Source organism: Streptomyces sp. NPDC007945, from assembly GCF_042958885.1.
Lineage (GTDB): Bacteria > Actinomycetota > Actinomycetes > Streptomycetales > Streptomycetaceae > Streptomyces.
Genome location: NZ_JBIBJV010000006.1, coordinates 370,021 through 389,770 on the forward strand (window position 1 = coordinate 370,021; position 19,750 = coordinate 389,770).

The window sequence follows — 19,750 nt, forward strand, 5'->3', positions numbered from 1 at the left end:
ACGCCGTACGGGCCCTCGCCCTTTCCGGTCAGAGGGCGGCGGGCTCCGGCGCCGGGGTGCGGACCAGCTCGGAGAGCCGCTCCGACCAGCTGCCCTTGTCCTGGCCGAGGGCGACCTCGCCGAGCCGCAGGAGCTGGACGTCGGAGGTGCCGGCCGGCGCGAAGATGTGGTGCGCGTCGCGGAGGTAGCGCTCGACGGAGCGGTCGGTGAAGAGGCCGGCGGCGGCGTGGATCTCCATGGCGTCGCGGCCGGAGTCGATGGCCGACTCGACGTTCACCAGTTTGGCGTTCATCAGCTCGGTGTCGCAGGAAAGGCCCTGGTCGAGCAGGTGCACCGCGTGGTACGCGGCGAGCCGGGCGGTCATCAGGCGCGACTGCATGCGGCCCAGCTTGAGCTTCACCGTGGGCAGCTCCGACAGCGGCTCGCCGTAGCGGATCCGCTCTCCGGCGAAGCGGGTGGTCTCCTCCAGGATCGCCGTGTGGATGCCGAGGGAGACGGCGGTGAGGTTGGCCCGGCCGTAGAGCACGCTGGAGGAGTACGCGACGGCGAGGCCGTCGCCCTCGTCGCCCAGCCGGTTGGCGGCCGGGATCCGGCAGTTCTCGAAGATCAGCTCGCCGAAGCTGAAGCCGTGCAGGCCCATGGCCGGCTGCTGCGGGCCGAGCCGGAAGCCGGGGCGGTCGGACTCGACGAGGAAGGCGGTGAGCCCCTTCGACCCGGGGCCGGTCCTGACCACGACGCCGTGCAGATCGCCGACGTGGCTGTTTCCGACGTAGACCTTGCTGCCGTTGATGATGTAGTCGTCGCCGTCCCGGACGGCGCTCGCCCGCATGCCGAGGACGTGACCGCCGGACTCCGGCTCGGTGACCGCGATCGTCGGCAGGCACTCGCCCGAGGCGATCTTCGGCAGCCAGGTCTTGCGCTGGGCGTCGGAGCCGAAGTGGACGATCTTGGCGGTGCCCAGCTGGGAGGCCTGGACCATGGCGCCCATGGCTCCGCTGACCCGGGACAGCTCCTCGATGATGATCGTCTTGGCGAGGTGGCCCGCGCCCATGCCGCCGTACTCGGGGCTGATCGTCGCCCCCAGCCAGCCCTGGGCCGCGATCAGCCGGGACAGCTCGTGGTGGACCGTGCGGGAGGCCTCCATCTCGGCTATGCGGGGCCGCACCTCCCGTTCGGCGAAATCGCGTACGGTCTCGCGCAGTCGATGATGAAGCCGGCTGCTGAAGTAGCTGTCCATACGAGTACCTCCCTGCGAAACGCCTGTCCGGCGGGGTCCGGACAGGTGGTGCATCGGCGGTGGTCCCGTCCCGAACAGGCCGACCCGTTCATGGTGTTGATCTTTCCGGGGTGGATCAATATCGCCCCCGTATTTGTCCGAAACCTGTACTATTGACGATCACTTCCGACTGTGTTGCGGGTGATCTGGAGCCTCCGCGTCCGTCCGGGGCCCTCACGGAGGGTCGAAATCTCGCCACGTTCCGCACGCATGTGTCGTCCTTGCCGCCGCGCCCCGGAGTGACCCCCGTCAAGCGGTTCGTGACCATCGGGGGAAGTGCGGTATGGTTCTCTTGCACGACGGGCCGGGGGAAACCCCAGGTCAGACGGGCAACGGGACGTGGCGCAGCTTGGTAGCGCACTTGACTGGGGGTCAAGGGGTCGCAGGTTCAAATCCTGTCGTCCCGACTCGAGAGAGTCGTTGATCGAGGGGCCGTTTCAGAGCGATCTGGAACGGCCCCTCGTTCGTTTTCGCAGCCGGGCCCCTGCCGCGGCTCCACGACGCCGCGGGCGACCGCCGTCACGTCCTGGTGTCCGCGTCGTGGCCGGGCCGGCGGTGGATCCGGCCGCGGGCGGCGAGATCCAGGGTGAGGGCGATGGCGAGCGCCTCGACGGCGAGCAGGGCGATGAGCACGAACAGCTGGACCGCGCCGGCCGTGACGGGGGAGGCGCCGCCGAGGAGCATGCCGACGAAGGCTCCCGGCAGCGTCACCAGGCCGACGGTGCGGGTCTGGTCCAGGGCGGGCAGCAGCGCGTCCGAGGCCGCCGCGCGGGCCACTTCGAGCCGTGCCTCCCGCTCCGGGAGGCCGAGCGCGAGCCCGGCCTCGACCTCGCCGTGCCGCCGGTCGAGTTCGTCCAGCGCCCGCCGTCCGGCGAGGACGGTCGCGGTCAGCGCGCCGCCGATCAGGATCCCGGCCACCGGGACGACGGCGATGCCGGGCACGGGCAGCAGTCCCGCCGCGACGAGCCCGGTGACGGTGGGCACCACGGGGGCGGCGATGGGCAGGGCCGCCCACCACCAGGTCCCGTTGCCGGTGATCCGGCGCCCGGCGGTCCTGGTCGCGACGGACAGCATCAGGAGCAGGAACCCGATCAGGCCCGCGGTGCGGTGGACGGCCCAGCCGATCACCGCCGACACCGCGGCGAGCTGCGCCGCCGCCCGCAGTCCGGCCGTCACGATCTCGCGGGCCCGCCCGGACGATCCGTCCGGGGACAGCCGGAACAGCGCCACCGTCCCGGTGGCCACGAGGAGCAGGACGACGAGGGCCGCGGCGAGCGACGTGTCGACGGGCAGCAGGGTGTCGGTGGCGAGTCGCATGGGCCCATCGCTACCCCATGGCCCGGGCGTCGTCGCTCAGGCGGACAGGTGCGCGTGGGCGGCGCGCCGCGCCGCGGTCAGGACGGCGTGGATCTGGAGGCCGACCTGGTCGGCCTCGGTGATCGCGGTGGGGAACGGCAGCCGCACGTCGTGGTGCCGGGTGGCGTGTTCGAGGCGCAGCGTGATGCCGTAGCGGTCGATCGCGAGCGGCAGGGCGCGTTCGAGGCCCCGCGTGTGCGCCGGGTCGGCGAGGCGCAGCAGGCGGGTGACCAGGTCGGGGTGGTCGGCGACGAGGTGGTGGAGCATGGCCGCCTCGCAGCCCGCCAGGGGGTCGGTCTCCGCCGCCTCCAGCTGGGTGAGGGGGACGTACGTGCGGCCGTCGGCGTCCTCCAGGACGGCCTGGCCCAGCTGCACGCACGTGCTCTCGCCGGTCTCCGGGCGGTAGGGCGCCGCGACGAGGCCGGTGAGCGTCACGCGGGCCCGCAGCCGGTCGCGTAGGGGAGCGGGTGCGATGTCGGTGAGTTCGACCCGGATCGGGACGCGGGGCTCCCCTGCGGAACCGGCGCCGTCGGAAGGATCGTGGAGGTGGAGGCGGCCCATCGCGGCCGTGCCGTCCAGGCCGTGGACCTCGTGGCGGTGGCCGTCGGCCACGACGGTCATGGAGTGGGCCACCGTGATGATCGACCGCATCCGCTCGGCGGGGGTCGGACCCGTGGTGCGGGAGGGGCGGAGGCGCATGGGTGCTCCAGAGGGCGTCGTGGCTAACTTAGGTAAGCCTAACTTAACCTGAAGTGCGGGTGCGGGAAAGTCCCCGACGCACCGCCGCGCGCCCGTCTGTCGCGCCGTCAGGAGCCGGACGGCGCCGCGCCGCTCGGGGAGGAGGCGCGGTCGGCGAGGAGGCGGGGGGAGCCCGTGCCGTCGGCCGGGACCGACCAGACCCCGCCCGCCTGCCCGTAGACGAGGGTGCCCGGGTCCTGCCACAGCGCCTGGTCGTCAAAGGCCCGCCGCTCGGCCACCGGGTGCTCGCGGCCGGTGGCCAGGTCGAGGACGTACAGGCGCCACGGCTCGTGCGGGCCGGGGGAGACCCGCTTCTTGAACGCGATCCGGGTGCCGTCGGGGGAGAGGGACGGGCATTCGACGTTCTCGCGGAGCGCGCGGGCGGACCAGGCCGCCATGTCGCCTTCGACGAGGTGCGTACGGCCGCCGGTCGAGACGGTGGCGTAGAAGCGGTTGTCGTCGGCGGCGAAGGTGACGCCCCAGTAGTTGACGTCCGGGGCGTGGTGGCGCCGGCCGCCGAGGGTCAGCGGGAGCTGCTCGATGTTCTTCACCAGGTAGCCCGTGCGCAGGTCCAGGATCGAGGTGCGGGTGGAGAAGGACGAGCGGGCGTACGAGTCGCCGGTGGTGAACATCGTCCAGGCGAGCATCGAGCCGGAGGCGGAGACCCGGGCCCGGCTGGGGATGCCCGGCAGGCCGATCCGGCGCACCTCGCGCAGCGACCGGTCGAGCACGATCGCGTACGAGCGGGCGGGGACGCCCGGGCGGCGCTGGAGGCAGAGGGCGGTGTTCCCGGCCGCGTGGAAGCGGTCGCAGGCCGGGCCGCCCGCCGAACGTCCGCCGGGCGCGGCCGGATCGACGCGGGCGACCCGGCCGGTGGCGGTGTCCCGTGCGTAGAGCGCGCCGGCCCCGCCGTCCAGGACGAAGCCGGGTTCGGCGCCCGCCCCGGTGGCGGCGGCGCGGCCCGAGGCCGTCCGCAGGGTGTAGGCGGTGGCCCCGCCGCCGAGCAGCAGCAGCGCGAGCACGAGGATCCACACACGGGTGCGGGTGGTGGCGTGGGTCAGGGCGGGCATGGGTCAGTCGGTCCTCTCGCGGTGGTCGCGGGGCAAGGGGGCGGGGTCCCGGGGGAGGAGGCGCGCGCAGCAGCAGACGGCGGCCGCGAGCACGACGAGCGCGGAGACGAGCGCGGTCTCCGGGCCGCTCGCGGTCCACAGCGCGCCGAAGGCGACGGCGGCGCCGACCCGGGCCAGCGCCTGGGCGGTCTGGACGAGGGCGAGCCCGCTCGCCTGCCGCCCGTCGGTGAGGAACGGTCCGGCCAGCGCCATCAGGACGCCGTCGGTCGCGGCGTAGAACCCTCCGAGCAGGACGAGGACGCCGGGCAGGACGACCGCGTCGGGCAGCGGCACGAGGAGCAGGCCGTACGCGAGGAACAGCGCGCCGTGCCCCCAGAGCAGGGGGCCGCGCCGGCCGAGGCGGTCGGCGAGTCGGCCGGCCGGGACGGCGAGCAGCAGGAAGACGGCGGCGGCGCCGAGGGGCAGGAAGGGGAACCAGGTCGGGTCGAGCTCCAGTCGGCGCTGGAGCAGCAGGTAGAGGAAGGAGTCGCCGATGGTCGCCGCCCCGAGGAGCCCGGCGCACAGCACGATCCGGCGGAGGCCGGGGGTGCGGAGCGCGGCGAGCGGCCCGCCGCGCGCGCGGCGCGACACCGGCCGCGGTGCGGACGCGGCGCCGCGCCCGCGGCCGGGGACGAGGAGGAGCCACAGCAGCACCCCGAAGGTCCCGGCGCAGAAGCTGACGGCGAAGACGGCGTCGTACGCGTCGGCCGTCGCCCACAGCAGGGCGAAGGCGGCGAGCGGGCCGAGGAGGGCGCCGGTGGTGTCCATGGCCCGGTGGACGCCGAAGGCGCGGCCGAGGTTTTCGGGCGGTGTGTGCAGGGTGATCAGCGCGTCGCGCGGGGCGGTGCGGACGCCCTTGCCGAGCCGGTCGGCGGCGATGGCCCCGGCGATGCCGCCGGTGGCGCCGCCGGCGAGGAGCAGGCCGAGCCGGGAGAGGGCGGAGAGGGCGTAGCCGAGCCCGCCGACCGTCTTGTGCCGACCGCCGCGGTCGGCGGTGGCGCCGCCGAGGAGCCGTACGAGGGCGGTGGCACCGGTCGACACGCCGTCGAGCAGCCCGAACTGGAGGGGCGACAGGCCGAGTCCGAGGACCAGGTACAGCGGCAGGACGGCCGTCACCATCTCGGAGGAGACGTCGGTGACGAGGCTGACCGTGCCGAGGGCGAGGACGGTGCCGGGGACGCGCCGCCGGACCCCCTGGGGGCCGGGCGGCGCGTCCGGGCGACCGGTGGTCGCGAGGTACATCAGTGGCAGGTGTAGGTCGGGGCGGAGTCCTTGACCCGGTCGTCGACGCCGACGTACTGCCAGGTGTAGGTGGTGTCGGTGAGGTCCAGCTTCAGCACCCCGTAGGTGCCGCTGATCCGCTTCTGGCTGTTCGGCTGGACGGTCTCGATGTCGTAGGGCTCGGCGCCGCCCATGCCGCCGACGATCTCGACGATGCCGCCGGCGGTGGCCCGCCCGTCCGGGTCCTGCGGGGCGAAGCGCTCGTAGTGGTGGTCGTGGCCGTTCAGGACCAGGTCGGCCCCGGCCGCGTACAGGATCCGCCAGACCGGCTTGGAGACGGGGTCGTTGCCGTGGCCGCCGGAGGAGTACAGCGGGTGGTGGAAGTAGGCGGCGACGCAGCCCTTGGTGTTCCGCGCCAGGTCGTCCTTGAGCCACTGGATCTGCGCGGGGTCGTCGAAGGAGTTGGAGTCGAGGGCGACGAAGTGCCAGTTGCCCTGGTCGTAGCTGTAGTACGGCTCGCCCTGCGGATAGGCGATCGAGCCGAAGTACGACGCGTAGCCGGCGAGCGGCCCGGCCGGGTCGTACGTCTCGTGGTTGCCGGGGACGGGACGGGTCTTCGCCTTGAAGGCGCCCCAGCTCTTGTCGTAGTAGTTCCGGAAGTCCGACAGCCGGGCGTCGTCGTACTGGTTGTCGCCCATCGTCAGGTAGAAGGCGGGGGCGATGCGCTGGGCGAGGGCCGCCGTCTTCGGGTGGGCGCAGGAGCTGCTGGAGGCCGTGCACTGCGCGGCGATGTCACCGGCGGCGACGACCGTGAAGGCGCCGGTGGGCGGTGTCGTCGTGCCGCTGGTGCCGTACACCTCCACCGAGTAGAGCGAGTAGCCGTACGGGGTGCCCCGTGACGTCCCGTAGACGCGCAGGTGGCGGCCCTGCCCGGTGAGCCCGGTCCAGTCGTCGGTGCCGCCGTTCCCCGCGGTCTCGGTGGCGAGGCGGGTCCAGGTGACGCCGTCGGCGGAGATCTCCACGCGGTACGCCGTGGCGTAGGCGGCCTCCCACACGAGCTTGACGCGGGAGACGGTCGCGGACGGGCCGAGGTCGACGCGGAGCCACTGCGGGTCGACGCCCTCGGCGCTCGCCCAGCGGGTGGCCGGGTCGCCGTCGAAGGCCTTCTCCGGTCCGAAGGTGCCGTCCTCGACGGAGGACGAAGTGGCCGGGCGCCCCTGTGAGATGAGGGTGTCGGCGGCGTCGGCCCGGTCGGGCAGGGCGAGGAGGAGCCCGCCGACGAGCAGCAGCACGGCGGCGAGCGCGAGGGAGAGGGGGGTCGTGGTGCGGCGAGGTGGGGCGGAGGCGAACAGGCGCATACCTGGCTCCCTGGCCTGAGGGGGAGAGCTGGACACCGTGCCGGGGCACCACGGCGTGGGCCGTCCGCGCCCTAGGGCGGAAACCCTGGGACAAGGGCGCGGACGACCGACCGCGTGGCATACGGGACGCCACACGACGGGGTGGTGCTCGGCGGCCGGGTCAGAGCTCTCGCTGAGCGCGTCACGTCCCCGGGGAGGGCCGCCGCGCCGAGCCGCTGCGGGGATGCTAGCGGATAGTAAGGTTTCCTACCAGAGCTGGGGCTCCGGCCCGGGGGCGCCGGTCACTCCGGGGCTCCCACGGTCCGCAGCGCGCCGCCCTCCAGCCGCAGCCGACGGTCCACCCCGATCTCGGCGAGGAACCGCTCGTCATGGCTGACCACGAGGAACGCACCCCGGTACGACTGCAGCGCGCCCTCCAACTGACCCACGCCGACCAGGTCGAGGTTGTTCGTCGGCTCGTCGAGCAGCAGCAGCTGCGGGGCCGGCTCGGCGTACAGCACACAGGCGAGGGTGGCCCGCAGCCGCTCCCCTCCGGAGAGGACCCCGACCGGCAGGTGGGCCCGGGCGCCCCGGAAGAGGAAGCGGGCGAGCAGGTTCATCCGCTCCGCCTCGGGCCGTTCGGGAGCGAACGCGGCGAAGTTCTCCGCCACCGTCCGCTCCGGGTCGAGCAGGTCGAGCCGCTGCGAGAGGACGGCGACGCGCCCGCCGCCCCGCCTGACCTCCCCCGCGTCCGGAGCCAGTTCACCCGCGACGATCCTCATCAGGGTGGTCTTCCCCGAGCCGTTGGGCCCGGTGAGCGCGATCCGCTCGGGTCCGCGCACGGACAGGTCGACACCGCCCGTGCCGAACAGCTCGCGGCCCTCGTGCCGGACCCGCAGCCCCGTGCCGAGGAACAGGTCCCGCCCGGCGGGCACTTGGGTGTCGGGCAGGTCCAGGACCAGACGCTGCTCGTCCCGGAGAGCCCGCCCGGCCTCGTCCAGCCGGGCCTGCGCCTCGCCGACCCGGGAGGCGTGGGTCTGCCCGGCCCGGCCCGCGGACTCCTGCGCGCCGCGCTTCATGGTGCCGGCGAAGATCTTGGGCAGGCCGGCGCTCTTGAGGTTGCGGGCGGCGTTGCTTGCCCGGCGCTCGGCACGCTCGCGGGCCTGCTGCAACTCCCGCTTCTCGCGCTTCAGTTCCTGTTCGGCGTGGCGCACGTTCTTCTCTGCGACGTCCTGCTCGGCGCGCACGGCCTCCTCGTAGGAGGTGAAGTTCCCTCCGTACAGGCGCAGCCGGGACCCGCCGAGCTCGGCGATGGCGTCCATGCGGTCGAGCAGCGCCCGGTCGTGGGCGACGACCAGGAGGAGGCCGTCGAAGTCCGACAGCGCGTCGTACAGCCTGTGCCGGGCCTCCACGTCGAGGTTGTTGGTCGGTTCGTCGAGCAGCAGCACGTCGGGCCGCTTCAGCAGCTGCGCGGCCAGTCCGAGGGAGACGATCCGGCCGCCGCTGAGGGTGCCGAGCGTGCGGTCGAGGGCGAGCCCGCCGAGACCGAGCCGTTCGAGCTGGGCGCGGGTGCGCTCCTCGACGTCCCAGTCGTCGCCGATGGTCGCGAAGTGCTCCTCGGCGACGTCGCCGGACTCGACGGCGTCCAGGGCGCGGATGACGTCGGCGACGCCGAGGACGTCGGCGACGGTGAGGTCGGCCGTCAGCGGGAGGCTCTGCGGCAGGTGGCCGAGGGTGCCGCCGACCGTGACGGAGCCGCCGGTGGGCCGCAGCTCGCCGGCGATGAGCTTCAGGAGGGTGCTCTTCCCGGCGCCGTTGGGCGCGACCAGGCCCGTACGACCCGCGGTCAGGCTGAAGGACAGGTCGTCGAAGACGGGGGTGTCGTCGGGCCAGGAGAAGGAGAGGCCGGAGCAGACGACGGAGGCGTGGGACATGAAGGTGACCTCGCGGGGAGGGAGGGGGCGGAGGCGGACGTGCGGACACGGCTCCGCCCCGGGCAGACGGGGGACTGAGTGCTGGGTACGACGAACGGGCCACCCCGGTGCGCGCTCCTCGGCGCCGTCCGGTGGCCGTCAGATCCGGATCTCACCCGGAGATGTCGTCGTCACCCGCCACGTCTGCTGCTCTCCTCGATACACGATCAACGTCCCCACCAGCCTAACAGCCGCCCCCGAGGACCGTCGGGAATTCATGCCCGGGGCGAGGGCGCGGCGGGGTGCGGAGACGCCTTGGCCAGGGTGCAGACGCCGTCGTCGCACTGCCGCTCCAGACGGCCCCGGGAGATCGTCTGCGCCAGGCCGACCGCCCAGCAGGTGGGGCAGCCGCGGAAGGCGACCAGGGCCAGCGGCGCCGCGAGCAGGCTGACGGGGCCGGTCACCGGCAGCAGCGCGACCGCCCCGGCGACCAGGCAGAATCCGAGCGCGCCGCGCGCTAGGTGACGCGGGACGGACGCGCTGGCGTAGTCGCGGGCGCGGGGGGCCGGCTTCGCGGTGCCGGGGTGGGCGGCGGTGGCGGTGGGGCGGTGGGCGTGGGCGTCGAGGGCGGGCGGGGTGGTGGTCACGGGTGCGGGTCTCCTTCGGTGGAGTGGGCCCCGGGGGCCCGGTCGTCCGGGGCCGCCAGGGCCCGGCGGAGGGTGGTGCGGGCGCGGTGGAGGCGCGACTTCATCGCCGCGTCGCTCAGGCCGAGTGCCTGGGCCACGGTCCTGCCGGGCAGCCCCTGGACGTCCCGCATGATCAGGACCTGCCGCTGGTCGCGGGGGAGCGCGCCGACGGCGGCGGCGATCCGCCGGGCCTCCAGGCGGTGCAGGACGGCCTCCTCGGCGGAGGGTTCCGAGGCCCCCTCGGGCCCGGACGCCGGTTCCTCGCCCCGGACGAGCCGGCGCACCTGCCGGAGGCATTCGTTGCGCACGATGCGGAACATCCACGAGGCGAGCGCCCCGGACGCCCGCAGGGTGCCGATCTTCCGGTACAGGATGATCAGCGCCTCCTGCGCGGCGTCCTCCGCGTCCTGCGGCGAGGCGCACAGGGACAGGGCGAACTTCCGCACGTGCGGCTGCGATTCCATGACGACGGTGGTCAGCGAGGCGACGTCACCGTCCTGCGCCGCCTTGACCAGCCGCTCGTCGGGCCAGGAGAAGGGTCGGTTCATGGGCCAATCCTCGTGGTGTCCAGGGGAGCCGGGTGCGCGGCCAGGTCAGACCCGGCTCCGGTACCGGCGCAGCAGATGCCAGCTGCAGGCTCCGACGAGGACGGCTCCGACGACGAGGGCGGTGACCAGCATGGTGTCTCCTTCCGTGGACCGGCCCGTGCGACCGGTACGGGGATAGGAGACGGCGGCCCCCGGAAAGGATTCGCCCCCGCCGCGGAATTCTTTGCGGCGGGAGCGGATTCCCTTCCGGGGCGGGGGTGTGGCGAGTCGGCGGGTCGGTCAGACCGGCAGGCGGGTCAGGAGGCCCGTGAAGTCCGTGCCGGGCGGGAGGGTGCCGAAGGCGAGGCCCTGGTCGCCTTCGATGCGCGACGCGCAGAAGGCGTCGGCGACCGCTGCCGGGGCGTGCCGGACCAGGAGGGAGCCCTGGAGGACAAGGGCGGCCCGCTCGGCGACCCGGCGGGCGCGCAGCGGGGCGTCCTCGGTGAGGCGCAGCTCGCCCTGGAGGGCGGTCCAGGCCGCGTCGAGCCGCCGGTCCGCGCCGGACGCCGCCTCCACCTCCGTGCGGAAGGCGTCCAGCGCCTCGGGTTCGCGGGCCAGGGCGCGCAGCAGGTCGAGGGCGCTGACGTTGCCGGAGCCCTCCCAGATGCTGTTGAGCGGGGCCTCGCGGTACAGGCGCGGCATGCCTGACGTCTCGTCGTAGCCGTTGCCGCCGAGGCATTCCAGGGCCTCGGCGACCGCGGCGGGCTGCCGCTTGCACACCCAGTACTTGCCGACGGCGGTGGCCAGACGGAGGAAGGCGCGCTCGCGCTCGTCGCCGAGGCGGGCGCGGTCGGCGGCGCCGGCGAGGCGCAGGCCGAGGGTGGTGGCCGCCTCCGATTCGAGGGACAGGTCGGCGAGGACGTTGCGCATCAGCGGCTGGTCGATCAGCGTGGCCCCGAACACTGAGCGGTGGCGGGCGTGGTGGGCCGCCTGCGCGAGCGCGCCTCGGATGCCGGCGGCGGAACCGAGCACGCAGTCCAGGCGGGTCATCGTCACCATGTCGATGATCGTCCGCACGCCCTTGCCCTCGGTGCCGACGAGCCACGCCACCGTGTCGTCGAACTCCGGTTCGCTGGAGGCGTTGGAGCGGTTGCCGAGCTTGTCCTTGAGGCGCTGGATGCGGAAGGTGTTGCGGCTGCCGTCGGGCAGGACGCGCGGGACGAGGAAGCAGGAGAGGCCGCCGGGCGCCTGCGCGAGGACGAGGAACAGGTCGTTCATGGGTGCGCTGGTGAACCACTTGTGGCCGCGCAGGCGCCAGGTGCCGTCGGGGAGTTCGGTGGCGGTCGTGGTGTTGGCGCGGACGTCGCTGCCGCCCTGCTTCTCGGTCATGCCCATCCCGGCGAGCAACCCGCTCTTCTCCGTCGGGGTGCGCAGCCCCGGCTCGTACGACCGGCTGGTGAGCAGGGGCACGTACGTCTTCACGAGCTCGGGGGAGTGGCGCAGCGCCGGGACGACGGCGTACGTCATCGAGACCGGGCACAGGTGGCCCGGTTCCAGCATGGTGGCGAGCATGAAGCCGCCGGCGCGCGCCACGTGGGCGCCGGGCCGGTCGTCGGACCAGGCGGCGCCGGCGAGGCCCTCGCCCACCGAGAGGTCCATCAGGCGGTGGTACGCGGGGTGGAACTCGACCTCGTCGACGCGGTTGCCGTACCGGTCGTGGGTGCGCAGCTCGGGTTCGTTGCGGTTGGCCTGGTCGGCCCAGCGCTGGGCCTCCTCACCGGTGACGACCCGGCCGAAGCGGTGCAGGTCCTCCAGGTGCCACCCGGCGCCCTCCCGGACGACGCCTTCGAGCAGCACCGGGTCGTCGGCGGCGTCGTGGCCTGTGAGCGGCGGGGCCTGGTTGGTGACGGCGTGCGTCACGGCGGTGGGGCGGCTCTGGGGAGTGCTCGGGGCGGGGCCGGAGCCGGGGGTGGTGGTCACGGTGTGCGCTCCTCCGGAAGGCGGTGTCGGGCGGGCGTCGCGGGGCGGACGGTCGTGGGGCGGGCGCGGTGCGGTCGGGCCGGTGGCCGGGTCGGCGCTCGGGTCGGCGCTCAGGACGCGGGGGCGCCCGCGCAGCGCAGCGCCATCGCGGTGAGTTCGGCGAGGAGGGCGTCGGTGCCGGTCGTGCCGGGGTGGCCGAGCGGGTCGACGAGGACCTCGCCGACCGCGCCGGTGAGCGCGGCGGCGGTGATCTCCCCGTTCTGCTCCGGCAGCACCCCGTCCTTGATCCCCTCGCGCACCACTTCGGCGAAGAGCGCGCGGTAGCGGCGCCGGAAGTCGAGCCGCTCGGCGCCCACGGCGGGCTCGGCCGGGGCGGCGAGCAGGGCGTAGGCGAGCCCGCGGTTCTCCAGGGCGCGGCGGGCGAAGACCTGGACGCCGCGGCTCAGCCGCTCGACGGGGTCGCCGGGCGCGGCCAGGACCTCGCCGAGGACCTCGACCTCGCGCCCGGCGGCACGCCGGAAGACCTCCACGGCGAGCGCGGCCTTGGACGGGAAGTGCTGGTAGACGGAGCCGGCCGCGATGCCGGCGGCGTCGGCGACCGCCGTCACGGAGGCCTGGGCCCAGCCCACCTCGGCGACGACGGAGGTGGCGCAGGCGACCAGGTGCTCCCGGGCGGCTTCGAGCCGGCGGAGCTCGGCGGGGGTCTTGCGGTAGGCCATGGAAAAAGTGAACCATCATTCAGAGTTTCCCGCCATGGTCGCGCGTCGCCGCGCGCGGCCGCTCGGGACCGACGCGGTGATCCGACGCGCTGGGGTGCCGCCCCATGGGCCCGGCCACCGGGGCCGGCTGTCGGTGGCGTCTGGTTGCATGCCCGGCGTGAACCTGCCACGCGAGTACGACGAAGCCCCCGCCCGCGTCCCCGCCGAACCCCTCGAAGAGCTCCTCGCCCTTCTGCGGCGCCGGGCCTGGGCGGACACCGACGAGCTCCGGTGTGCGGAGCCCGGGCACCCCGACGGGCACGTCTGCGTGGCGCCGCCGGAGGGCGAGGCCGCCTGCGACGCCCTCCGGCGGGCGCTCGTCGAGCGGTACGGGCGGGCGCGGAACCTCGCGTGGGACGGCGACGTCGACCCGTACGTCACCGACCTCACCGGGCTGCCGCTGCTCACCCCCTTCGGGGACCGGGTCGTCCGCATGCGGGGCTGGTCGCACGGCGGGCGGTGGATCGGCCTCGGAGCCGTACGGGGTCCGCTCGGCGTCCGGCCCGTGCTGGTCGTCGCCGAAGGCAGGAGCGCGGCCGCCGAGCTCCCCGAGGGGTCCGGCTGGCTGGGCGGGATCCTCGCCACGACCGGCCGGGACCTCGCCGCGCCCCGCCGCGCGGTCGACTGGGCGGCGGAGGAGGCCCGGCTCGGCACGGCGCTCCCCGTCGACTACAAGCAGCTCGCCGAGGTCTTCGGCGAGGGCGCCTTCGACGGCTGGCTCCGGCTGTACGTGCCCGGCTCGGGAGGGAACGGCTCGGACCTCGTTGGGAACGCGCTCGGACTCGCCGAGCACGTGCGCGCGCACGGCGGCGCGCTGTGGGAGCCGTACGCGGTGCACCCCGCGCCCGGCGGCCTGCTCCAGTGGGGGGACACGGAGCAGGCCGACACGTTCTACTGGCTCACCGAGGGCCGCGATCCCGACCGCTGGCCGATCGTCGCGGTCGAGGACGACTTCGACTCCTGGGTCAGGTTCGACGGCACGATCACCGAGTTCCTGTACCGCCTGCTCACCGACCGGCACCACCCCTTCTCCACCGCCCGGTACTTCGACCGGCACTGGTTCGAGCCGTACGGGTGAGGAGGGCGGGCCGGACGAGGCGCCGGGGTCGGGGCGGAAGGGGAGCCGGGGCGGAGCCGGCGTCCGGGCCGCACCTGACGAACGGTCAAGGGCCCGAGCCCCCGGCCCGGGCCGGGGGCCGAGGCCGCCCCGCCGGGGCGGGGCGGCCGGCGGGCTCCGTCACTGGGTGACGGAGTACAGCATGCGTTTCCCCGGGAATTCGCTGACGGTCCAGATGAGGTCGGCTCCGTCCCGCGGCCAGACCGAGAGGTCCTCCACGCCGATCGCCGCGACGCGGCGGTCGGGGTCGGCGGTCAGCGTTCCGGTGCTGGTGCCGGGCTGGGTGGCCTTGATCAGGGTGCCCAGCTTCGTGGAACCGTAGCTCTGGCTCAGGTACCAGGTCCCGTCGATCACGGCCGCGCCCTGGACGGTGCCGTTCTGCTCCCATGCGGGGACATAGGGGATGCGGTAGGCCGCGTCGGCCCGCCACATCCCGTTCGCGTCGGTACGCGGGACTCCGCCGCTGGTCTCCATCGGCCAGCGGACGACCCGGCCCGTCTCCTTCGGACCGGACGCGTCGGCTGCCGAGCACCATTCACCGCTCACGATGTGCCGTACGGATCCGGAGCGGTCCAGGCTCGCGTAACTGGTCCTCGGCGTGCGGTCGTCCGCGGTGCACTTCTTGGCCTCGTCCTGCATGTCGCAGCCGGGCAGGCCGCCGGGGATGTCGAAGTCGTCGCATGCGGCGTTGGTCCAGCCGGTGGTCTCGGGGAGGACGTACCGGTAGCCGTGACCGTAGTAGACGCCGTCCTGCCGGCCCACCATGCGCTTCTCGGTCAGGTTGCCCTTGGCGCCCGCGGCCTTGAGGTCCATGATGTCCCGCAGGTCGAACACCCGGAAACCACGGGCCGTGTCGGGCACGTACAGCTTGTACCCGTACCACACGGCGCCGCCGGCGTGCAGGGAACCCTTTCCGTAGTGCTGCGACGTGCGCAGGCTCATGTAGCTGGCGTTCTGGTTGACGTTGTCGTACGGGTAGACCAGCAGGACGTGCGCGTACTTGCCGGTGTTCTTGTCGATGATGCTGATCCGCGCGCCCTTGACGTCGGTGTTCTTTCCGTTCTCGTCAGGGGACTCGGTGACCTCGTCCAGGTGGTACCAGGTGACGATCATCGGCCGGTGCTCGGACGGGTACCAGCCGATGTCGGGTTCGGGATCGCCCCAGACCTGGTCCGCGTCGGCGTCGGCGACGCTCGTCACGCCCTGGGGACGCCACTCGGGGGTGCCGCCGTCGGTTCCCGCGTCGTCGGCGTCGAAGCAGATGCTGCTGTACAGGTTCCCGATGGGGACCCCGGCCGACGCGGACGGGTTGCACGGGCCGGACCGTTCCGGTGTGCCCGTGTTGTTCGCCTCCTGGAGGATCCTGTTGACCCCGACCGTCGGGATGTCGGCCTTCAGCTCGCTCGTGAGCCTGCCCAACGTGGCCTGGTTGCGTACCGGCCGCAGGACGAAGTTGTCCAACGACAGGCCGTAGTCCTCCGCGGCCTGGACACCCTGCTCGGCCTGGGCCTGTGAACCGCCCGGCCGGAGCAGCGCGAGCGCAACGGTCGCCATGCCGGCGGCCATGGCCAAGAAACGCCTCTTCAACTGATTCCTTCCCCGTGGCCGCCGCTCATGGCCCCCGCCGGCGGCGGAGCCTCCGACCTCGGACGCGGTCGGTGCGTGTCACCGGCGACCCTACGCACCGGGTGATCACCCGACAACGACGTCCGGACACGCCCTAGGGGGTGACCGCGATGTTGGTCAGGCCGGTCGTGGCGCCGCGCACCGTGTTCGAGGCGTGGACGACGTTGAGCCGGCCCGGGCACTTCGACGTCGACGTGATCCGGACGGCGTACGCGCCCACCCCGCCCAGGTCCGAGTCGTTGCCGCGCCAGACGTTGCCGCAGCCGTTCGGGAAGGCGGGCGTGGTGGCCGGGTTGTGGGTCTCGTATCCGTTGGCGAAGGTGCCCGGCGCGGTGAACGTGCCGGTGTTGCCCTCGATGAGGTAGTCGACGCCCTTCACGTCGATCCACGAGTCCGCCGAGTTCTGGCCGGTGATCCCGCGCCCGTCGAAGGTGTTCCCGCGGATGACGCCGCCGAAGGTGCCCTCCTTGACGTCGACGGCCTCGGCGGCGACGTTCGGGCCGATGCGGTTGTTCTCCACCAGCACCCGGTCCGAGCGGTCGGCGCCGCCCTCGTTGCCGTGGCAGCCCCAGTTGGAGCCGGCCGAGCCGATGTACACGCCCTCGCCGTAGCCCGGCTGGACCAGCCCCGTCTCCTCGACCGTCGAGTCGCGGAGCACTCCGTCCGAGGAGGAGCGGCGGAAGTGCACGCCCTCCTCCTCGACGCGGTGCACGTACAGCCCGTCCGCCGTCACGTGCGGGGAGGCGTCGACGACCAGCCCCTTCTTGGAGTCCCGGACGGTGAAGCCCTCCAGGTTCCAGTACGGCGCCCGGTACAGCCACAGGCCGTAGCCCGGGTCCCAGCCGGCGGTCGGCACGGGGCACGAGGGGCCGCTGCCGGAGGGTCCGTCGTTGACGAGCACCGCCGTGCGCGGGCCGGTGAGCGTGATCGGCCGGTCCGCCGCGCCGGGCCGCTGTGCGACGAAGGAGCCCCGGTACTCGCCGGGTGCCATCCGGATCGTCTGGCCGGGCGCGGCGGAGGCGAGCGCGGCCTGGAGCTGCGCGGCGGTGGCGACGTCGACGACGGGGCCGGTGGGCGGGGCCGTCGTCGGGGTCGGCGTGGGAGTCGGGGTGGGGGAGGGAGTGGAGGTGGGCGTGGGCGATGGTGTCGGTGTCGGGGTGCCGCCCCCGCAAGGGGCGCCGTTGACCGTGCAGTTGAGCGGGAGGCCGAGGCCGCTCGCGTTGAAGCCGAACCCCTGCGTCCCGCCCGGTGCGACCGAGCCGTTCCAGGAGACGTTGGTGAAGGTGTAGTGCCGGCCGCTCAGGGTCTTCGTCGCCGACCAGTGGCTGGTGACCGAGGTGCCCTCGGGGAGGTCGAACTCGACCGTCCAGCCCGCCGCCGGGGCGTCACCGGCGTTCGCCACGGTCACGTCGGCGCCGTAACCGCTGCTCCAGACGCTCGCCCGGGCGATCGAGGCGGTGAGGGCGGGCGCGGTGTCGGCGCGGGCCGACGGGGTCAGCAGCCCCGCGGCGACCAGGCCGGCGAGGGCCGCGGCTGCCGCGGCCGGGATCGTTCTGCGCATGGGGGTCGTCTCCTCCTGTCGCATGCCAGTCGCCGAAGTCGTCAGCCATCAGTCATCAGCCATCAGCGATCAGCCATCAGTGACCAGTCAGCAGGTGCCGGTTGCCAGTTGTCAGTTGTCAGTAAAGCTTCCTTACTGTTGCGGGCACGTCAACGGAGGCGACGTGTCGATCCTTCTTTCCCCCGGACCCGAACACCCGCCGAACAAAGCCCACTTCACGCCAGAACGGGACGACGCCCGTCCGGCGGCGCGCTGTCGCCCCGCGCCGCCGCGCCCCTACAGTGCGAGGTGACCGCGCGCCACCCCCTCCCCGCACGCGCGGGCGTGCGGGCGCCGAACAGGAGCCGCTCCGTGGGCATCCCCGAACTCGACCCCGACCTCGTGGCCCGGTGGCGCGCCGACGGGGGCGAGCTGGTCGACCTGCTCACCCTCGTGCGCGAACGGCTCGGCGGCATCGGCGCGTTCCGCCCCGCGCCCGGGGCCGCGCCCACCGTGCTCGTCACCGACCCCGACGCCGTCCGGCACGTCCTCGCCCAGCACCCCGACCGGTACGTCAAGCGCTCGCACCGCGCCCGCGTCCTCGTCGGCGACGGCGTCCTCTCCGCCACCGGCGAGGCCTGGCAGCGCCAGCGCCGCCTCCTCCAGTCCCAGTTCACCGGCCCCGGCATGCGCCGCTACGAGGGGCGGATCACCGCCGCCGCCCAGGTGGCGGCCGCGCGCTGGAAGGAGTACGCCCGCACCGGCGAGGCCTTCGACCTCGGCGACGAGATGCGGCGCTTCGCCCTCGACACCATCTGGCGCGCCCTCACCGGCCACCCGCTGGACCCCGCCACCGAGGCGGAACTCGGCGCCGTCGCCCAGGTGGTGGCCGTCCTGCCGAGCCTGCCCGCCGACGCGTTCGCCGCCCGGGCCGCCGTGGCCGCCGACGTCGCCCGCATCGACGCCGTCGCCGAACGGGCCGTCCGCGCCGCCCGTGACGCCGACGCCGGACCCGACGGCCCCGGCCTGCTGCGCGTCCTCGTCGAAGCCGCCGAGAGCAGGCCCGAGTACACCGACCGGCTCATCCGCGACGAACTCGTCACCCTCCTCGTGGCCGGACACGAGACCACCGCCACCACCCTGACCTGGCTGCACCTCCTCCTCGACCGCCACCCCGAGGCCCGTGCCCACGCCCTCGCCGCCGGCCCCGAAGGCTCGCCCGAGCGGCAGCGGGCCGTCCAGGCGCTCGTCCACGAGACGCTCCGGCTCTACCCCTCCGCCTGGATCCTGCCCCGCCACGCCGCCGAGGCCGACACCCTCGCCGGTCACGCCCTGCCGGCCGGCACCGACCTCCTCGTCTGCCCCTACCTCACCCACCGCGACCCCGAACTCTGGCCGGAACCGGAGGACTTCGACCCCACCCGCTTCACCGTCCCCGGCCGACGCCCCGGTCACCCCGGCGCCTACCTGCCCTTCGGCATCGGCCCCCGCGCCTGCCTGGGCCTCCAGTTCGCCCTCCGCGAGTCCGTCACCCTCCTCGAACACCTGTTGCCCGGCCCGGTGCCCCGCTTCCGCTCCCGTCCCCACCGCACCGCCTACGGCCTCACCGTCCGCCCCGACGGCCCCGCCCCCGCCGTCCTCTCCGGCGCCCGGGAGGAACCTTCCGCTCCGATGCGCTAACCTCCCGGCTTGTCCCAGGCGCGGGAACGGCCCAGAAGAGGCGGGCGGGGCGGGAGAAGACAGGTGACGCAGTTCGAGGACCAGGTCCCCTTCGTGGCGCGGCTGGAATCCGACGACAGACAGGCGCTGCTCCGCGGCGGAAGCCCCCTCGCCTTCCCCTCGCGCCAGGTCCTCTTACGCGAGCACGAACCCTCCACCCACGTCCTCGTCCTCCTCTCCGGCTGGGCCAAGGTGACCTCCGCCGCCCCCAACGGCTACGAGGCGCTCCTCGCCCTCCGCGGCCCCGGCGACATCGTCGGCGAGCAGGCCCTCCTCAGCGGCCGGCCCCGGGGCGCCACCGTCACCGCCCTCGAACACGTCGACGCCCTCGCCTTCGACGCCGACCGCTTCGGCGCCCTCCTCGACGAACGCCCGGGCATCGCGCGCAAGTTGCTCGCCCTCACCGCCGACCGCACCCGTGACAGCGACCGCCGCCGCGTCCAGTACGCCTCGCTCAACGTGCAGGAACGCCTCGCGCTGCTGCTCCTCGAACTCATCCGCACCCACGGCGAAGAGTCCGACGACGGCGTCCAGCTCACCGCCGGACTCACCCAGAGCGAACTCGCGGGCTCCGTCGGCGCCTCCCGCGAGGCCGTCGCGCGCCTCCTCAAACAGCTGCGCGAACGCGGGATCGTACGCACCGGCCGGCGAGGCCTCGTCGTCGTGCGACCTGACGTACTCCGCCGGATAGCGCGCGCCGGAACCACCTGAGCGCGCCCCCGGGGAGCCCCCGCGTCACCCCCGCACGCCCCGGACGCCTCCGTACGCCCCGCGACGCACCACCCCGGCGTTCTGTGCACACGGTCACAGAAGCGGTGTGTCCGCTGCCGTCGCCCCGATCCCCCCG

16 protein-coding genes and 1 tRNA gene are annotated in these 19,750 nt (G+C 74.0%); 4 read left to right on the forward strand and 13 right to left on the reverse strand.

Annotated elements, in window-relative coordinates; translation table 11 throughout:
- Positions 1 to 28 precede the first annotated feature (28 nt).
- Entirely contained in the window at positions 29 to 1,237 is a 1,209-nt protein-coding gene (locus ACFZCF_RS21380) for an acyl-CoA dehydrogenase family protein (protein ID WP_391287999.1), read from the reverse strand.
- 372 nt (positions 1,238 to 1,609) lie between these two features.
- On the opposite strand from ACFZCF_RS21380, the gene ACFZCF_RS21385 reads away from it, so the two are divergent.
- Positions 1,610 to 1,683: transfer RNA gene (locus tag ACFZCF_RS21385), tRNA-Pro, on the forward strand.
- A gap of 112 nt (positions 1,684 to 1,795) precedes the next feature.
- Here ACFZCF_RS21385 and ACFZCF_RS21390 read toward each other — a convergent pair.
- The 10 genes from ACFZCF_RS21390 to ACFZCF_RS21435 form a co-directional block, all read right to left on the reverse strand.
- Positions 1,796 to 2,593: an ABC transporter permease gene (locus ACFZCF_RS21390; protein WP_391288001.1), complete on the reverse strand. Its 798-nt coding sequence runs from the start codon at positions 2,591 to 2,593 to the stop codon at positions 1,796 to 1,798.
- Between the two features lie 36 nt (positions 2,594 to 2,629).
- The gene (locus tag ACFZCF_RS21395) at positions 2,630 to 3,331 is read right to left on the reverse strand and encodes a DUF2470 domain-containing protein (protein WP_388445905.1); all 702 of its coding nucleotides are present in this window, start codon (positions 3,329 to 3,331) and stop codon (positions 2,630 to 2,632) included.
- Positions 3,332 to 3,438: 107 nt separating this feature from the next.
- Positions 3,439 to 4,440 (reverse strand): hypothetical protein, encoded by a 1,002-nt coding sequence (locus ACFZCF_RS21400; RefSeq protein WP_391288003.1) that lies wholly within the window; start codon positions 4,438 to 4,440, stop codon positions 3,439 to 3,441.
- Positions 4,441 to 4,443: 3 nt separating this feature from the next.
- A complete protein-coding gene (locus ACFZCF_RS21405; RefSeq protein ID WP_391288005.1) occupies positions 4,444 to 5,721 on the reverse strand; it encodes an MFS transporter in 1,278 nt (425 codons plus the stop codon).
- Positions 5,721 to 7,058 carry a discoidin domain-containing protein gene (locus tag ACFZCF_RS21410; protein ID WP_391288007.1) on the reverse strand — a complete coding sequence of 446 codons (1,338 nt, stop codon included), beginning with the start codon at positions 7,056 to 7,058 and terminating at the stop codon, positions 5,721 to 5,723. Before ACFZCF_RS21410 ends, ACFZCF_RS21405 begins: the two co-directional genes overlap by 1 nt.
- 281 nt (positions 7,059 to 7,339) lie before the next feature.
- Positions 7,340 to 8,971 (reverse strand): ATP-binding cassette domain-containing protein, encoded by a 1,632-nt coding sequence (locus ACFZCF_RS21415; protein WP_391288009.1) that lies wholly within the window; start codon positions 8,969 to 8,971, stop codon positions 7,340 to 7,342.
- A 254-nt stretch (positions 8,972 to 9,225) separates the two neighbouring features.
- Positions 9,226 to 9,597, reverse strand: a complete 372-nt coding sequence (locus ACFZCF_RS21420) for a hypothetical protein (protein ID WP_391288011.1) — start codon at positions 9,595 to 9,597, stop codon at positions 9,226 to 9,228.
- Entirely contained in the window at positions 9,594 to 10,184 is a 591-nt protein-coding gene (locus tag ACFZCF_RS21425) for a sigma-70 family RNA polymerase sigma factor (RefSeq protein ID WP_391288013.1), read from the reverse strand. The genes ACFZCF_RS21420 and ACFZCF_RS21425 overlap by 4 nt, the downstream gene beginning before the upstream one ends.
- Before the next feature lie 279 nt (positions 10,185 to 10,463).
- Complete coding sequence (locus tag ACFZCF_RS21430) at positions 10,464 to 12,143, reverse strand: acyl-CoA dehydrogenase family protein (RefSeq protein WP_391288015.1); 1,680 nt, start codon at positions 12,141 to 12,143, stop codon at positions 10,464 to 10,466.
- A gap of 110 nt (positions 12,144 to 12,253) precedes the next feature.
- On the reverse strand, positions 12,254 to 12,862 hold the full coding sequence (locus ACFZCF_RS21435; RefSeq protein ID WP_382798698.1) for a TetR/AcrR family transcriptional regulator: 609 nt from the start codon (positions 12,860 to 12,862) through the stop codon (positions 12,254 to 12,256).
- 157 nt (positions 12,863 to 13,019) lie between these two features.
- Here ACFZCF_RS21435 and ACFZCF_RS21440 point away from each other — a divergent pair, with 157 nt between their 5' ends.
- Entirely contained in the window at positions 13,020 to 13,979 is a 960-nt protein-coding gene (locus ACFZCF_RS21440) for a hypothetical protein (protein WP_388445927.1), read from the forward strand.
- A 159-nt stretch (positions 13,980 to 14,138) separates the two neighbouring features.
- Here ACFZCF_RS21440 and ACFZCF_RS21445 read toward each other — a convergent pair whose 3' ends face one another.
- Both ACFZCF_RS21445 and ACFZCF_RS21450 read right to left on the reverse strand, forming a co-directional pair.
- Complete coding sequence (locus tag ACFZCF_RS21445; protein WP_391288017.1) at positions 14,139 to 15,572, reverse strand: hypothetical protein; 1,434 nt, start codon at positions 15,570 to 15,572, stop codon at positions 14,139 to 14,141.
- A 166-nt stretch (positions 15,573 to 15,738) separates the two neighbouring features.
- The gene (locus ACFZCF_RS21450; protein ID WP_388445933.1) at positions 15,739 to 17,205 is read right to left on the reverse strand and encodes a cellulose binding domain-containing protein; all 1,467 of its coding nucleotides are present in this window, start codon (positions 17,203 to 17,205) and stop codon (positions 15,739 to 15,741) included.
- Between the two features lie 351 nt (positions 17,206 to 17,556).
- On the opposite strand from ACFZCF_RS21450, the gene ACFZCF_RS21455 reads away from it, so the two are divergent.
- Entirely contained in the window at positions 17,557 to 18,864 is a 1,308-nt protein-coding gene (locus ACFZCF_RS21455) for a cytochrome P450 (protein WP_388445936.1), read from the forward strand.
- Positions 18,865 to 18,927: 63 nt separating this feature from the next.
- Positions 18,928 to 19,614, forward strand: a complete 687-nt coding sequence (locus ACFZCF_RS21460; protein WP_388445939.1) for a Crp/Fnr family transcriptional regulator — start codon at positions 18,928 to 18,930, stop codon at positions 19,612 to 19,614.
- Positions 19,615 to 19,750: the final 136 nt, after the last annotated feature.

Excerpts from the sequence above, each read along its gene's own strand:
- ACFZCF_RS21380 (WP_391287999.1), bottom strand. The coding sequence starts at position 1,237 with ATGGACAGCTACTTCAGCAGCCGGCTTCATCATCGACTGCGCGAGACC.
- ACFZCF_RS21390 (WP_391288001.1), bottom strand. The coding sequence starts at position 2,593 with ATGCGACTCGCCACCGACACCCTGCTGCCCGTCGACACGTCGCTCGCC.
- ACFZCF_RS21395 (WP_388445905.1), bottom strand. The coding sequence starts at position 3,331 with ATGCGCCTCCGCCCCTCCCGCACCACGGGTCCGACCCCCGCCGAGCGG.
- ACFZCF_RS21400 (WP_391288003.1), bottom strand. The coding sequence starts at position 4,440 with ATGCCCGCCCTGACCCACGCCACCACCCGCACCCGTGTGTGGATCCTC.
- ACFZCF_RS21405 (WP_391288005.1), bottom strand. The coding sequence starts at position 5,721 with ATGTACCTCGCGACCACCGGTCGCCCGGACGCGCCGCCCGGCCCCCAG.
- ACFZCF_RS21410 (WP_391288007.1), bottom strand. The coding sequence starts at position 7,058 with ATGCGCCTGTTCGCCTCCGCCCCACCTCGCCGCACCACGACCCCCCTC.
- ACFZCF_RS21415 (WP_391288009.1), bottom strand. The coding sequence starts at position 8,971 with ATGTCCCACGCCTCCGTCGTCTGCTCCGGCCTCTCCTTCTCCTGGCCC.
- ACFZCF_RS21425 (WP_391288013.1), bottom strand. The coding sequence starts at position 10,184 with ATGAACCGACCCTTCTCCTGGCCCGACGAGCGGCTGGTCAAGGCGGCG.
- ACFZCF_RS21435 (WP_382798698.1), bottom strand. The coding sequence starts at position 12,862 with ATGGCCTACCGCAAGACCCCCGCCGAGCTCCGCCGGCTCGAAGCCGCC.
- ACFZCF_RS21445 (WP_391288017.1), bottom strand. The coding sequence starts at position 15,572 with ATGGCGACCGTTGCGCTCGCGCTGCTCCGGCCGGGCGGTTCACAGGCC.
- ACFZCF_RS21450 (WP_388445933.1), bottom strand. The coding sequence starts at position 17,205 with ATGCGCAGAACGATCCCGGCCGCGGCAGCCGCGGCCCTCGCCGGCCTG.